This window comes from Mycobacterium sp., assembly GCF_025933915.1.
Taxonomy (GTDB): Bacteria; Actinomycetota; Actinomycetes; order Mycobacteriales; family Mycobacteriaceae; genus Mycobacterium.
Genome location: NZ_JAICZA010000020.1, coordinates 10,799 through 23,794, shown reverse-complemented (window position 1 = coordinate 23,794; position 12,996 = coordinate 10,799). Strand labels below are relative to the sequence as shown.

General features: G+C 68.6%; 14 protein-coding genes. 11 read left to right on the top strand and 3 right to left on the bottom strand.

Features of this window, described 5'->3' with window-relative positions; translation table 11 throughout:
• Nucleotides 1–4: 4 nt before the first annotated feature.
• Both Q0W90_RS05220 and Q0W90_RS05215 read left to right on the top strand, forming a co-directional pair.
• Nucleotides 5–1,249, top strand: a complete 1,245-nt coding sequence (locus Q0W90_RS05220; protein WP_297700872.1) for a glycosyltransferase family 4 protein — start codon at nt 5–7, stop codon at nt 1,247–1,249.
• Between the two features lie 21 nt (nt 1,250–1,270).
• Nucleotides 1,271–2,626 (top strand): TIGR01777 family oxidoreductase, encoded by a 1,356-nt coding sequence (locus Q0W90_RS05215; RefSeq protein WP_297593518.1) that lies wholly within the window; start codon nt 1,271–1,273, stop codon nt 2,624–2,626.
• A gap of 12 nt (nt 2,627–2,638) precedes the next feature.
• Here Q0W90_RS05215 and Q0W90_RS05210 read toward each other — a convergent pair whose 3' ends face one another.
• Nucleotides 2,639–3,322 carry a phosphodiesterase gene (locus Q0W90_RS05210; RefSeq protein WP_297593516.1) on the bottom strand — a complete coding sequence of 228 codons (684 nt, stop codon included), beginning with the start codon at nt 3,320–3,322 and terminating at the stop codon, nt 2,639–2,641.
• Nucleotides 3,323–3,394: 72 nt separating this feature from the next.
• Nucleotides 3,395–4,135, bottom strand: coding sequence for a hypothetical protein (locus Q0W90_RS05205; RefSeq protein WP_297700868.1), 741 nt, complete (start codon nt 4,133–4,135; stop codon nt 3,395–3,397).
• Between the two features lie 334 nt (nt 4,136–4,469).
• Between Q0W90_RS05205 and Q0W90_RS05200 the strand changes: the two genes are divergently transcribed.
• The 9 genes from Q0W90_RS05200 to Q0W90_RS05160 all read left to right on the top strand — a co-directional run bounded on the left by Q0W90_RS05200 (nt 4,470) and on the right by Q0W90_RS05160 (nt 12,684).
• The gene (locus tag Q0W90_RS05200; RefSeq protein WP_297773485.1) at nt 4,470–4,901 is read left to right on the top strand and encodes an STAS domain-containing protein; all 432 of its coding nucleotides are present in this window, start codon (nt 4,470–4,472) and stop codon (nt 4,899–4,901) included.
• 289 nt (nt 4,902–5,190) lie between these two features.
• A complete protein-coding gene (locus Q0W90_RS05195; protein WP_297593510.1) occupies nt 5,191–6,315 on the top strand; it encodes a polyprenyl synthetase family protein in 1,125 nt (374 codons plus the stop codon).
• A 28-nt stretch (nt 6,316–6,343) separates the two neighbouring features.
• Nucleotides 6,344–7,864, top strand: coding sequence for a phytoene desaturase family protein (crtI, locus tag Q0W90_RS05190; RefSeq protein WP_297698125.1), 1,521 nt, complete (start codon nt 6,344–6,346; stop codon nt 7,862–7,864).
• Nucleotides 7,861–8,814: a phytoene/squalene synthase family protein gene (locus tag Q0W90_RS05185; protein WP_297593507.1), complete on the top strand. Its 954-nt coding sequence runs from the start codon at nt 7,861–7,863 to the stop codon at nt 8,812–8,814. Before crtI ends, Q0W90_RS05185 begins: the two co-directional genes overlap by 4 nt.
• Nucleotides 8,811–9,134, top strand: coding sequence for a lycopene cyclase domain-containing protein (locus tag Q0W90_RS05180; protein WP_297593505.1), 324 nt, complete (start codon nt 8,811–8,813; stop codon nt 9,132–9,134). Before Q0W90_RS05185 ends, Q0W90_RS05180 begins: the two co-directional genes overlap by 4 nt.
• Complete coding sequence (locus Q0W90_RS05175; RefSeq protein WP_297593503.1) at nt 9,131–9,442, top strand: lycopene cyclase domain-containing protein; 312 nt, start codon at nt 9,131–9,133, stop codon at nt 9,440–9,442. Before Q0W90_RS05180 ends, Q0W90_RS05175 begins: the two co-directional genes overlap by 4 nt.
• Entirely contained in the window at nt 9,429–10,154 is a 726-nt protein-coding gene (locus Q0W90_RS05170) for a class I SAM-dependent methyltransferase (RefSeq protein ID WP_297773481.1), read from the top strand. Before Q0W90_RS05175 ends, Q0W90_RS05170 begins: the two co-directional genes overlap by 14 nt.
• The gene (locus Q0W90_RS05165) at nt 10,151–11,683 is read left to right on the top strand and encodes an FAD-dependent oxidoreductase (RefSeq protein WP_297773478.1); all 1,533 of its coding nucleotides are present in this window, start codon (nt 10,151–10,153) and stop codon (nt 11,681–11,683) included. The genes Q0W90_RS05170 and Q0W90_RS05165 overlap by 4 nt, the downstream gene beginning before the upstream one ends.
• The gene (locus Q0W90_RS05160; protein ID WP_297593497.1) at nt 11,680–12,684 is read left to right on the top strand and encodes a DUF5914 domain-containing protein; all 1,005 of its coding nucleotides are present in this window, start codon (nt 11,680–11,682) and stop codon (nt 12,682–12,684) included. Before Q0W90_RS05165 ends, Q0W90_RS05160 begins: the two co-directional genes overlap by 4 nt.
• Here the strand turns inward: Q0W90_RS05160 and Q0W90_RS05155 are convergent.
• A complete protein-coding gene (locus Q0W90_RS05155; protein ID WP_297593495.1) occupies nt 12,660–12,890 on the bottom strand; it encodes a hypothetical protein in 231 nt (76 codons plus the stop codon). The genes Q0W90_RS05160 and Q0W90_RS05155 overlap by 25 nt on opposite strands.
• Nucleotides 12,891–12,996: the final 106 nt, after the last annotated feature.

Sequence of the window (12,996 nt, the reverse complement as noted above, 5' to 3'; positions counted from 1 at the left end):
CGACGTGAAGATCCTGATGGTGTCGTGGGAATACCCTCCGGTCGTCATCGGCGGGCTCGGCCGGCACGTGCATCACCTGTCGACCGCGCTGGCGGCCGCCGGCCACGACGTCGTCGTGCTGTCGCGGCGTCCCACCGGAACCGATCCCCGGAGCCATCCGTCGTCCGACCAGATCAGCGAGGGCGTTCGGGTGATCGCGGCCGCGCAGGATCCGCACGAGTTCACCTTCGGCACCGACATGATGGCCTGGACGCTCGCGATGGGGCACTCCATGATCCGCGCCGGGCTGTCCCTCAAGAAACCGGGCAGCAACCACACGTGGCGTCCCGACGTCGTGCACGCCCACGACTGGCTGGTGGCCCACCCGGCGATCGCGCTAGCCCAATTTTATGACGTACCAATGGTTTCCACAATCCACGCCACCGAAGCCGGCCGGCACTCCGGTTGGGTCAGCGGTGCGCTCAGCCGTCAGGTGCACGCGGTCGAGTCGTGGTTGGTGCGTGAATCCGATTCGTTGATCACCTGTTCGGGGTCAATGACCGACGAGATCGCCGAACTGTTCGGACCCGGGCTGGCCGAGATCACCGTGATCCGCAACGGCATCGAGACGGCGCGGTGGCCGTTCGCGGCGCGGCGTCCACACAACGGGCCGGCCGAACTGCTCTACCTGGGACGCCTGGAGTACGAGAAGGGCGTTCACGACGTCATCGCCGCGCTCCCGCGGATCAGACGCACCCACCCCGGTACCACACTGACCATCGCCGGCGAGGGCACCCAGCAGGGCTGGCTCATCGAACAAGCCCGTAAACACCGGGTGCTCAAGGCAATCCGATTCGTAGGACACCTGGAACACGCGGAGCTGTTGGCCGTCCTGCATCGCGCCGACGCCGCGGTGTTGCCCAGTCACTACGAGCCGTTCGGCATCGTGGCCCTGGAGGCGGCCGCGGCCGGCACTCCCCTGGTGACCTCGAACATCGGCGGTCTGGGCGAGGCGGTGATCAACGGTCAGACCGGCGTGTCGTGCCCGCCCCGCGACGTGGCCCGGCTGGCCTCGGCGATACGCGCCGTGCTCGACGATCCGCACGCGGCGCAACAACGCGCCCACGCCGCCCGCGAGCGACTCACCTCGGACTTCGACTGGCATACGGTGGCCGACAAGACCGCGCAGGTGTACCTGTCGGCCAAACGCGGCGAGCGGCAGCCGCAGGCGCGGCTCCCCATCGTCGAACACGCCTTGCCAGACCGCTAGCGACGTCCCTAACGTCGAGGCATGGGCCTGGACTATTCGAGCGTGGTGCACGCGCCGATCACGGCCGTTTTCGATTGGCATGCCAGGCCGGGTGCGTTTCATCGGCTCTCGCCGCCGTGGCAACCGATGCGGCTGGTCGCCGAGGCTTCCTCCCTCGAGGACGGGCGGGCCACGCTGGCGCTGCCCGGCGGTTTGCGCTGGGTCGCCGTCCATCAGCCGGACGGCTACGACCCACCGCGCCAGTTCGTCGACACCATCGGTGGCGAAGGCCTGGCCACACTGCCGGCGCGAATAGCGGTGCGCTGGCGCCACACCCACGAGTTCGAAGACATCGGCGACAACCGCACCCGGGTGATCGACCGAGTCGACACCGGGGTGCCCGGGTCGCTGTTGCGCCCCATGTTCGACTACCGGCACCGTCAGCTGGCCGATGATCTAGCCGCGCACCTGCTGGCCGCCCAGAACGGCCTGAAGCCACTGACCATCGCCGTCACAGGGTCGTCAGGGCTGGTCGGTTCGGCACTGACCGCCTTTCTGCGCACCGGCGGGCATCGCGTCATCCAGCTGGTCCGGCGCAGCGCACGCGGTGACGATGAACGACGGTGGAACCCAGACGATCCCAACCCGCAGTTGTTCGCGGGAATAGACGCGGTCATCCATTTGGCGGGCGCCTCCATCGCCGGCCGGTTCACCGCCAAGCATCGGAATGCCGTCCGGGACAGCAGGATTGAGCCCACTCGGCGGCTCGCTGAACTGCTCGGCCGTAGCGACCCGCGGCCGGCCGTCCTGATTTCGGCGTCGGCGATCGGCTATTACGGCTACGACCGTGGCGATGAGACGCTCGCCGAGGACAGCGATCGCGGTGATGGATTTCTGGCCGACGTGGTGGCGGAGTGGGAGGAGGCGACCACGCCCGCCCGGCAGGCGGGGCTACGCGTGGTGCTGGTGCGCACCGGCATCGTCCAATCGCCGCGCGGCGGCACGCTGAAGCTGCTGCGCCCGCTGTTCAGCGCCGGACTGGGGGGTCGGCTGGGCAACGGGCGACAATGGCTGTCCTGGATCGGTATCGACGATCTCCTCGACGTGTATCACCGTGCGCTGTGGGACACGACGCTGTCGGGTCCCGTGAATGCCGTTGCGCCGCACCCGGTCCGCAACAGCGAGTACACGTCGGCCTTGGCCGCGGTGCTGCGCCGGCCGGCGATGTTGCCGGTGCCGTCCCTGGGCCCACGTCTGTTGCTGGGCGGGCAAGGCGCCCGCGAACTGGTGTGCGCGAGTCAGCGAGTGGCTCCCCGCAAGCTCGTCGCGGCCGGGCACCGGTTTCGTCAACCCGATCTGGATCGGGCGCTGCGTCACCTGTTGGGGCGCACCGGCTGACGATGCGGTGGGCTACTCATCGGCTTTTCTGCCGTCACGGCTCTGCCTATATGCGCGGGCGCGTAGATCGGCGAGCCACCGCGGGCGCAGGCTCAAGCCGGGTGCGGTGTTGACCACCGGATCAAACGACACGTCTTGATGTCGTTCCGGATCGACCGCGGTCGTCAGCGTCAAGTGGGCTAATGGCGTGAAATCACCGCTGCCGCAAGCCTGGTCGAGTGCGATCTCGATCTTCCCGCGCTCGAGGCGCTCGCGGATGCTGTCCAGCGACAAGCCGGTGCCGCCGATGTCGTCCGGAGTTCGGGCTCGAAGCCACCAATTGTTGCCCTGGAAGTGCGACGGCATCAGCGTGGTCAGGGTCTGACCGCTCCACGACGCGGTCGGCCGCAGCGTCACCGCACGGGACAGCACCCCGGATCCCGACGAGACCAGCAATATGTCCCAGGGCGTGTCCGCGGGATCCGGAGGGGGTAGCCGGAAAGCCAGGCCGATGAAGTCGGGCAGCGGCCCGGGCGTGCCGCTGGCCTTGGACACTCGGGCAACGATGTCCGACGAAGGCATCGGCAAGCCCTGGCCCACGGGGGCGACGCGTTCGATGAATCCTTCCGCCAGCACGCCGATGGGATGAAAGATTCGCTTGCCCCGGATCGCGGAGCCCCACTGGAACGGCATCGCCACAAGATCTAAAACGCTCACCGGCGGCGAGTTCCCGTTCTGCGTCGGCGGAAACACGCCGGGCATCACTGCCTGCTGCGGGCGGCAGGAAAGTTACGGCACCGCAAAGGCGCGAGCGCCGTTGTGCCAGTTGATCATGCGTAGAGCAGGCAACTGTTGCTGCGCGCCGGTGGAGTGGCTGTCGATGTAGACCTGCGCCATGACCGCCTGCCACGATTCGAACTGGGGCGAGGACCTGAACATTCCCTCGTAGAGCCCCACGATGACGGCCTTGTTGTCGTCGGTCAGGGCGTAAACCGGGCCCCCGAAGTCACGACCGTCCACCACCATGTCGGCGATGGCGAAACGGCCGTTGGTGACCATGCCGACGGAGCCGCAGCGTTGCCCGGTCGAGCGGCGCAGCTGACACACGGGCAGGCCCGGCTGCGCGCGCAGCCCGGGCGTGGATCGCAGCCGGCGGCCCGTGGGCAACACATCCGAGGCCGTGACATTACCTGCGAGAGCGATGACTTCGTATTCCGCCGGCGGCATCGAGGTGTCCGCGGGCGAATCCGTGTCGACCTGCCGTCGGCCGAGTACCACGTCGCCGATCGGCTTGCGGTCGCGGTCGGTCACCGTCGGCTGCCCACCGTCGCATTGGCCGCTGGTCAGGGCGACCCGGAGCCGCGGCTCGACCATTCCGAGCATGCACACCGTGTTGCCCTGGCGAATCTCCATTCCCGGAAACACCGTCACTCCTGGGTCGGCGCCGGCCCATCCCGGCGTGCCGATCAGAATCATCGTGGCAGCGGGTGCGACCGCTAACCGGCACCAGCGGCGGGCGAGCTTTTCCATTGGGCCGCACCACCCCTCGCGTCCGTCAAGGGATTCGTCGCGTTTGATACGTGGCCCGGGTATACCCGCCGGCCGCGCGGCCAAACGCGCTTTCATCACTGGATTCACCAGCGGCCGGGCCGCCGCTGCCCACCGGCCAAAAAACGAAACTCTGCGACTCAGCGCTGGCGTCGGCGCTAGGCTGCTGTCAGGTTGAGTTCACAGCTGCGTCTCTAGCGGGAGCGGTGTGCAAACACTGGTCACTCCCCTCTCACCACCACCGACAGGCGCCGCAATGGCCCCTCCTCACTCCGCGAATTCGGCGGGCCACCATGACCCCGCACGCTGTCGCCCCATGGCCCAATTCGGCAGGGCACACGTGTTCGTCTATGCGCGCTGCCTCGCCACGGTGGTGCGCATCGACGGCGAGATCGATGCCTCGAATGCAAAAGACCTCGCCGAAGCCATCCGCAGCTTCGCCCTGCTCAAGACCCCAATTGTCGTCGATTTGAGCCGGCTGCGCTTCATCAGCGTCGAGGGCTTTCGGGCGCTGCTGTTCGTCAACGACGAGCTCCGCAAAGCCCGCGTGCACTGCAGCGTGGTCACCGGCACGGCGCTCCGGCCGCTGCTGCGCATCGTGCACCACAACAGGTTGGCGACCACCGACTCGATACCGGAAGCCTGTCAAGGCATAGACGACATCCTTCGAGCGCGGCCAAGGTTCCTCTCCGACCTGCCTCGGCTTCGACAGCCGCGAAGCCAGGTCAGCCGCAGCGCCGCTTCGTGATCCGGCCTCCTTAACGACTGCACGAGTTGGCGTTCCGGCCCGTCGCTCGATTCCACCGCGGGTGTTGGCGCGGCAAGGGCGGCGGTCGCCGCTGCGGCCTGCGGGGGTTGAGCTTCAGAAAATGAATGTTTAACTTATTGAACAATGTGGTATGTCGCACCGGGCGGCGCTGGGCGGGGCCTGGCGGCTCGCGCTGTGGTTTGCCCGCCTCCTCGGCGGGTATGACAGCGTGTGCCGGGGTCGCGGGCCCGGGCATTCCAGGCCGTCCGGGAGGGAGCGCTTGGGCAACATGGAAGCTTTGTCAATTTCGCCCGCTGCCGCGTCACCGCCGCCGGCCATGGGCTGTTCGGGCACCGACGACTTCGGCGAGTGGCGGTCGAACGTCCGGAGGATGGTTTTGGTCGAGGTCGCCGACTTCGTCGCCGAGCGACGCGCCGCCGAACTGGACGGGGCGGGTATCGAAGCGGTAGGCGACATCCTGGCCGACTTCGTCTCCGGCGGTAAATGCCTGCGGTCGACGTTCACGTACCTGGGCTGGCTGTGCGGTGCGCCGCCTGACCCCGCAGCGTTGCGGGCCGCGGCGAGTTTTGAGTTGGTGCACGCCTTCGCGCTGCTGCAAGACGACGTCATGGACGGCTCCGACGTGCGGCGCGGCCGCTCGTCGGCGCATCGGCAATTCGGGCAGTGGCACCGGGAGCGCGGATTACCCGGCCCCTCACGGCGATTCGGCGAGTCGGCCGCGATCCTGCTCGGAGATCTGTGCCTGATCTGGGCCGAGCAGATGCTGCGCGACAGCGGAATCGACCACCGACGGCTGCAGCGGGCCTGGCCGCGCTATGACGCGATGCGCACCGAGCTCGCCGTGGGACAGTTCGCCGACCTGACCAACGACGCGCGGCAGGCGCCCGGGCTGGAATTCGTGCTCGACGTGGCACGGCGTAAATCGGGCAACTACACGGTGCGCCGGCCGCTGGAGATCGGGGCGGCCATGGCCGGCTGCGACCCTCGCACGCTGTCCCAACTGGGAAGCTACGGCCGCGCCGTCGGCGAGGCGTTCCAGCTCCGCGACGACGTGCTCGGCGTCTTCGGATCCCCCGCGGTGACGGGAAAGCCCGGCGCGGGAGATCTGCTCGAGCGCAAGGCAACCAGCGTCGTGGTGACCGCCCACCAGCTGGCCGACCCGTCGACCCGCCGTGAACTCACCGAGCTGGCGAATCGTGAAGCCCTCGGGGACGACGCGATCGACAGGTGGAAAACGCTGATCATCGAGACCGGAGCCGTGGGGCTGATCGAACAGATGATCAGCGACCGCGTCGCTTCCGCGCGTGCCCACCTCGGCGACTCGACGATCGAGGAACCCGTTCGCATCGCGCTGGCCGGAATGGCCGCGGCCTGTACGGATCGCGCCGTATGAGTAACACCGATTCGGGAGCACGCTGACCATGCGGACCATCGAAGGACGCACCGACCACGTCGTGGTGATCGGCGCCGGGCTGGCCGGCCTGTCCGCGGCGCTACACCTGGCCGGTCGGGGGCGCACGGTCACGGTGGTCGAGCGTGAACCGTGGCCGGGCGGGCGCGCCGGCCGCCTCGACGTCGACGGGTACCGGATCGACACCGGGCCAACGGTGCTCACCATGCCGGACATCATCGACGAGACGTTCGCGGCCGTCGGCGAGACCCGGTCCGACCGGCTGGAGCTGCTGACGGTCGATCCCGCCTACCGCGCCGTGTTCGCCGACGGCTGCGCGCTCGATGTGCACAGCGATGCAGAGCGGATGGCCGACGCGATCGCCGAGTTCGCCGGCTCCGGGCAGGCGGCGGGCTACCGGCGGCTACGGGAGTGGCTGACGAGGTTGTACCGCACCGAATTCGACGGGTTCATCGGCGCCAATTTCGATTCCCCGCTCTCGTTGCTCACGCCGCAGCTGGCGCAGCTGACGGCGATCGGCGGCTTCCGCAAATGGGACCGCATGGTCAAGCGGCACATCAGCGATCCGCGGCTGCAGCGGATCTTCACCTTTCAGTCGCTGTATGCCGGGGTGGCGCCGCGTGACGCCCTGGCGGTCTACGCGGTCATCGCCTACATGGACACCATCTCGGGTGTGGTGTTTCCGCGGGGCGGCGTGCGCGCGCTGCCGGACGCGCTGGCCGCAGCGGCCGCCGATGCCGGTGTCCGATTCTGTTACGGCGCAACCGTGACCGCGCTCGAACAATCCGGCGGTCGGGTCAGGGCCGTACTCACCGAACAGACCGGGCGCATCTCGTGCGATGCGGTGGTGCTGACCACCGAACTGCCCCAGACCTACGTGCTGCTGGGCCGCACACCGCGTCGCGCCGTGCGGCTGCGAGCCTCACCGTCGGCGGTGGTGGTTCACCTGGGTTGTCCCGCGGTTGCTCCCGACACCGCCCACCACACGATCCTGTTCGGCGAGGCATGGGATCAGACCTTCACCGACATCATCCGCGACGGCCGAGTCATGGCCGATCCGTCGCTACTGGTGACCCGCCCGACGGCCGGCGACCCAGCGCTGGCTCCCGAGGGACGCGATCTGCTCTATGTCCTGGCCCCGGCGCCGAACCTGGAACGTGGCTCCATCGATTGGTCACGGGCCGGCGCCGCCTACGCCGACACCCTCATCGCACACGTCGCGGACCGGCTGCTGCCCGGATTGGGGCAAGACGCAACGATTCTCGACGTCGTCACCCCCGCCGACTGGGGTCGTCAGGGTATGGCGGCCGGCAGCCCGTTCGCCCTGGCCCACACCTTCGGCCAGACCGGCCCGTTCCGCCCGGCCAACATGGTCCGCGGCATCGACAACGCGGTGCTCGCCGGGTCCTCGACGGTGCCCGGCGTCGGCGTGCCGACGACCCTGATTTCCGGGCGCCTCGCCGCGGACCGCATCACCGGCGCCGCCAGGTGCTCAACCGCCCACCTCGACATGAAAGCCGGTTCGCCATGATGCGCAGCGAATTGGCCGCGGCCGGAATCGACGATCCACGGCTGCGCGAGGGATATCGCCAGTGCCGGGAACTCAATGCCGCCCATGGACGCACCTTCTTCTTGGCCACCCGGCTGCTCGCGCCCGACCAACGGCCGCCCGTGCACGCGCTGTACGGCTTCGCCCGCTACGCCGACGACATCCTCGACGACCTCGATCAGCAGACAGACATTTCCAGTCGTGGCCGACGGCTGCAACAACTGTCCGAGCGCTTCCTCTCCGACGGCGCTCACCTCGACGATCCGCTGGTGGCGGCGGTGACCCACACCGTGCGGCGCTACCAGATCAGCGCCGGTCTCTTCGAGGACTTCCTGACGTCGATGCGAATGGACCTCACGGTCACCGACTATCCCGACCGCAAAGCGCTCAACCTCTACATGCGGGGCTCCGCGGAAGCGATTGGGCTGCAAGTACTCCCGATCCTGGGGACCGTGACGCCGGTCGAGGAGGCCGCGCCCTACGCCGCGGCGCTGGGCCGGGCCTTCCAGCTCACCAACTTCCTGCGCGATGTCGACGAGGATTTGGTGCGCGGCCGGGTCTACCTGCCGGCCGACGAACTCGCCGCCGACGGGGTCGATCGAGAGCTGTTGGCGTGGTGTCACACGCACCGCCGTACCGACCCCCGGGTGCGCCGCGCCCTGGCTGCCCAGCACGAAATTGCCCGTCAGACTTATCGATTCGCCGCGGCGGGAATCGCCACCCTCGCGCCTCGCTCACGGCCGTGCGTGGCAACGGCGGCCGCCCTATACGCAGAGATCCTGGACTGCATCGAAAAAAGCGAGTTCGCCGTTTTCGACCGCCGGGCCACCGTGGGCAAGGCTCGACGGCTTCGAGTCGCCGGTGCGGGACTGATACGGTCGTGGCGGGCGCGAAATGGCGAGCGGGACGATGTCAACTCGGGGGCCGCATGAGCGATCGGTGGCAATACCTTGGGGTGCTGGCCGCATGCCTGCTGATCACCGCGCCACTGGAGACGTGGGGACCCGGCGTCTACCGACAATGGCGACGCTTCCTCAAGGCGGTACTTCCGGTCGCCGCGGTGTTCCTGGTTTGGGATGAGATCGCCATCGCCGCACACGTGTGGACCTACGATGGCGCATACCTCAGCGGCCTGAGCATCCCGTTTCGGGTCCCGATCGAGGAGGTGCTGTTCTTTCTCGTCATTCCGGCATGCGCGCTGCTGACCTACAACGCCGTGAGCGCCATCCTGGCAAAGGTGCACCGGCGATGACCGGCCTTGGCTACACCGTACCGGCCGCACTGGCGGTCTTGATCGTCTGCGCACTGGAAGTTGCGGTGCTGCGAACCGGGCTCTTCCGCCGGCCGGGCTACTGGCTGTCGATGCTGATCGTGCTGGGATTTCAGATCCCGGTGGACGGATGGCTGACGAAGCTCAGCTCGCCCATCGTCATCTACGACGATCGGCAGCTGAGCGGGCTGCGCTTTCCGTTCGACATTCCGGTCGAAGATTTTCTGTTCGGCTTCGCGTTGGTCACCGCGGTGCTGCTGCTTTGGGAACGGCAACGTGCGCGTCGGTGATGCGGGGCCCGCCCCCGTCGACCTGGCAGCCGCGTTCGACGCGGGCGCCGCGGCCTACGATCGGCTGGTCGGTGCCAGCCCAGGCTACCACCAGCAGCTGCTGTTGTCGGCGCGCCGGATGCGGATTCCGGCCCGCGGCAAGGGCTTACGGTTGCTCGATGCCGGGTGCGGAACGGGCGCGTCGACGGCGGCCCTGCTCGCCGTCGCGCCCGAAGCCGACATCGTCGCCGTGGACGCGTCGGGCGGGATGCTCGATGCGGCGCGCGCGAAGGACTGGCCCGCGAAGGTGCGCTTCGTCCACACTCCCGTCGAACAGCTGGCGGAGCATGGGATCACCGGGCCGTTCGACGGCATCCTGGCCGCCTACCTGATCCGCAACCTCGCCGACCGCGACGACCAACTGCGCAGGTTCCGCATGCTGTTGCGCCCGGGCGGCACCCTGGCGGTGCACGAGTATTCGGTGCGCGACTCCCGCGCCGCCACCCGCATCTGGCACGCGGTCTGTTGGGGCATCATCATCCCGTCCGGGTGGTGGCGCACCCGCGACACCGCGCTGTATCGCTACCTGTGGCGCAGCGTGCTGGGGTTCGACGGCGCCGCGCGGTTCCGGACCCGCCTCGCCGACGCCGGCTTCACCGCCGTGCACAGCGAGACCATGCCCGGCTGGGAAGCCAACATCGTGCACACCTTCCTGGCGGATGCGCCGTCATGACCGCGCCCACCGATCGTCGCCGCCGAACATTGCCCGCACCAACGGGATTGTCTGACGCCGCTGCGCTACCGTCGCGCCCCCGGGTCGCCGTCATCGGCGGCGGGATCGCGGGCCTGACAGCCGCCACCGGACTGGCTGAGCGCGGCGTGGCCGTCGACGTCATCGAACGCGAGCACTACCTCGGCGGTCGGGTCGGCGGCTGGACCGAGCACGACGACGGCGTCGACCTCGCGATGAACCGCGGCTTCCACGCGTTCTTCCGGCAGTATTACAACCTGCGCGCCCTGCTGAGACGGATTGATCCGCGATTGCGGATGCTCACTGCCGTCGAGGATTACCCGCTCATCGACGGCGCGGGACGGCGCGACAGCTTCCGCGGACTACCGCGCACCCCGCCGTGGAACGCCGTCGTCTTCGCGGCCCGCAGTCCGACGTTTCGGCTTCGCGATTTCATCCGCATCAACGCCCGCGCCGCCGCGCCACTGGCCGCGGTGTCGGTGCCCGGCACCTACGAGCGCCTCGACCACACCGACGCTGCGGCGTTCCTCGAGGACATCCGATTCCCCGAGGCCGCACGGCATCTGGCGTTCGAGGTGTTCTCCCGCAGCTTCTTCGCCGATCCGTCCAGGCTGTCCGCGGCGGAGTTGGCGACGATGTTCCACATCTACTTTCTGGGATCGGCCGAAGGCCTGATCTTCGACGTCCCGCGCGCGAATTACGACAGCGCGTTGTGGCAGCCCTTGTGCGGTTACCTCGAAGGGCACGCGGTGCGGTTTCGGCTCGGCACCAGCGCCCTGAGCATCGACGCGGACCCAGCGAGCGGCTTTCGCGTGCACACCAATTCCGACGGGCAGCTCGACGTCGATGCCGTCGTGCTGGCCACCGACGTCGCGGGTTTGCAGCGGATCGTTGCCGCATCGAGTTGCCTGGGCACCGATGACTGGCGAGCCCAGATCTCGCGGCTGCGCACCGCGCCGCCGTTCGCCGTGCACCGGCTCTGGCTCGACCGTCCCGTCTCGGCGCGACGGCCGGCGTTTCTGGGCACGGCCGGGCACAAGCCATTGGACAACATCAGCGTGTTGGAACGCTACGAATGCGAGGCCAGCACGTGGGCGCGCGCGCAGCACGGTTCCGTGGTCGAATTGCATTCCTACGCGCTAGATTCGGCGCCGTCACGCGCCGCCGCGCTGCGCCAGCTGCACACGGTGTACCCGGAAACAGCGGCAGCACAGATCGTTCACGAGCGGCTGCTGCACCGCAGCGACTGCCCGCTTTTCGCGCCGGGCACTTATCCGGACCGCCCCGCGGTGATCACCCCGACGCCGGGCCTGGTGTTGGCCGGCGACGCCATCCGGATCGACCTGCCGGTGGCGCTGATGGAGCGCGCCGCCACCACTGGCTGGCGCGCCGCCAACCAACTGCTGCAACGCTGGGGACTGGCCGGACACCCGTTGTCCACGGTGCCCACCCAGGGCCGCTCACCACTGCTGCGATGGCTTGCCACCCGCGAGAGAGCCACCCGCCGATGAATGTCCGCGGCCAGCTGCAAAACCTGCGGGCACGGTCCAAAGACTGGCCCCTGCAGGTGATCCCGCGCGTGTTGTGGGCCGATCAGCGCCCGACCTATCGTGACGCACAACCCGCCATCATCGAGGCCGCGCTGCGACGCTCCCAGCACAGACCCACCGGCAACTGGTATGCGTTCGCCGCCAGCCGCCAGCTGGTCGGCGGCCGGCCGTTCGGCGCGCGTGTCGCCGGCGTCGAGGTCGTCGCCTGGCGCGACGAGCAGCACCGGCTGTGCGTGGGACCACGCAGCTGCCCGCATCTGGGGGCCGACCTCGCCACCGGCAAGGTACACCGGGGCGCGCTGGTGTGCCGGTGGCACGGGCTGACCCTGGACGGGCGCGCCCGTGAATTCGGTTGGAGCCCACTACCCGGTCACGACGACGGCACCCTGGTCTGGGTGCGGCTCGATGCGGTCGGACGGGAGGCGCCACTGGAGCTTCCGGTCATTCCGGACCGCCCGACCGGCGACACGCTGGCCGCCGTCGCTCGCATGGATGGCGTCTGCGAGCCGATCGACATCATTGCCAACCGGCTCGATCCGTGGCACGGCGCATGGTTTCACCCGTATTCGTTCACCCGCCTCGAGGTGCTCACCACGCCGACCGAGCACGCCGATCGCTTCTTGGTGGCGGTGACCTTCCGGATGGGACGGCTGGGGGTGCCCGTCGTCGCGGAGTTCAGTTGCCCGGAGGCCCGCACGATCGTCATGCGCATCGTGGATGGCGAGGGGTCGGGCAGCGTCGTCGAAACCCATGCCACCCCAATCGGTTTAGGCCTCGATGGCCGTCCCCGCACCGCCGTCCTGGAGGCCACCATCGCGCATTCGGGGCGGCCCGGGTTCAAGCGGGCCTCTCGGCTGGCGCCGCTGATCACACCGCTCATGCGCGTCGCGTCCAGCAGGCTCTGGCGCGACGACCTCGCCTACGCCGAGCGCCGCTATCAGGTACGCCGCGGTGCCGGATAGCGAGGCGCAGCGTTCATCTCTGATTCCGGCCCTTCCTTGCGGTCGGCCGACCGCTTCCACACCGCCCACAGCAACCCCGCAAGCAGGACCGACGACACGATCACCGTGGGCCACAGGGCCAGCTGGGCAAGCCACAACCATCGTTGCAGGCGCAGCACTTTGCGCTCCGCACGGCGCAGACGTTGCGATGTTTCGATCACAGTCATCGCGCATCTGATACCCGGGACGCGCCCGTTCAAACCGCCGCGGTAATGACAGCCCCTTAACGAGGGTGCCGTAGGCTGATGGCCGCCGACCGGACCGGAAACGCTG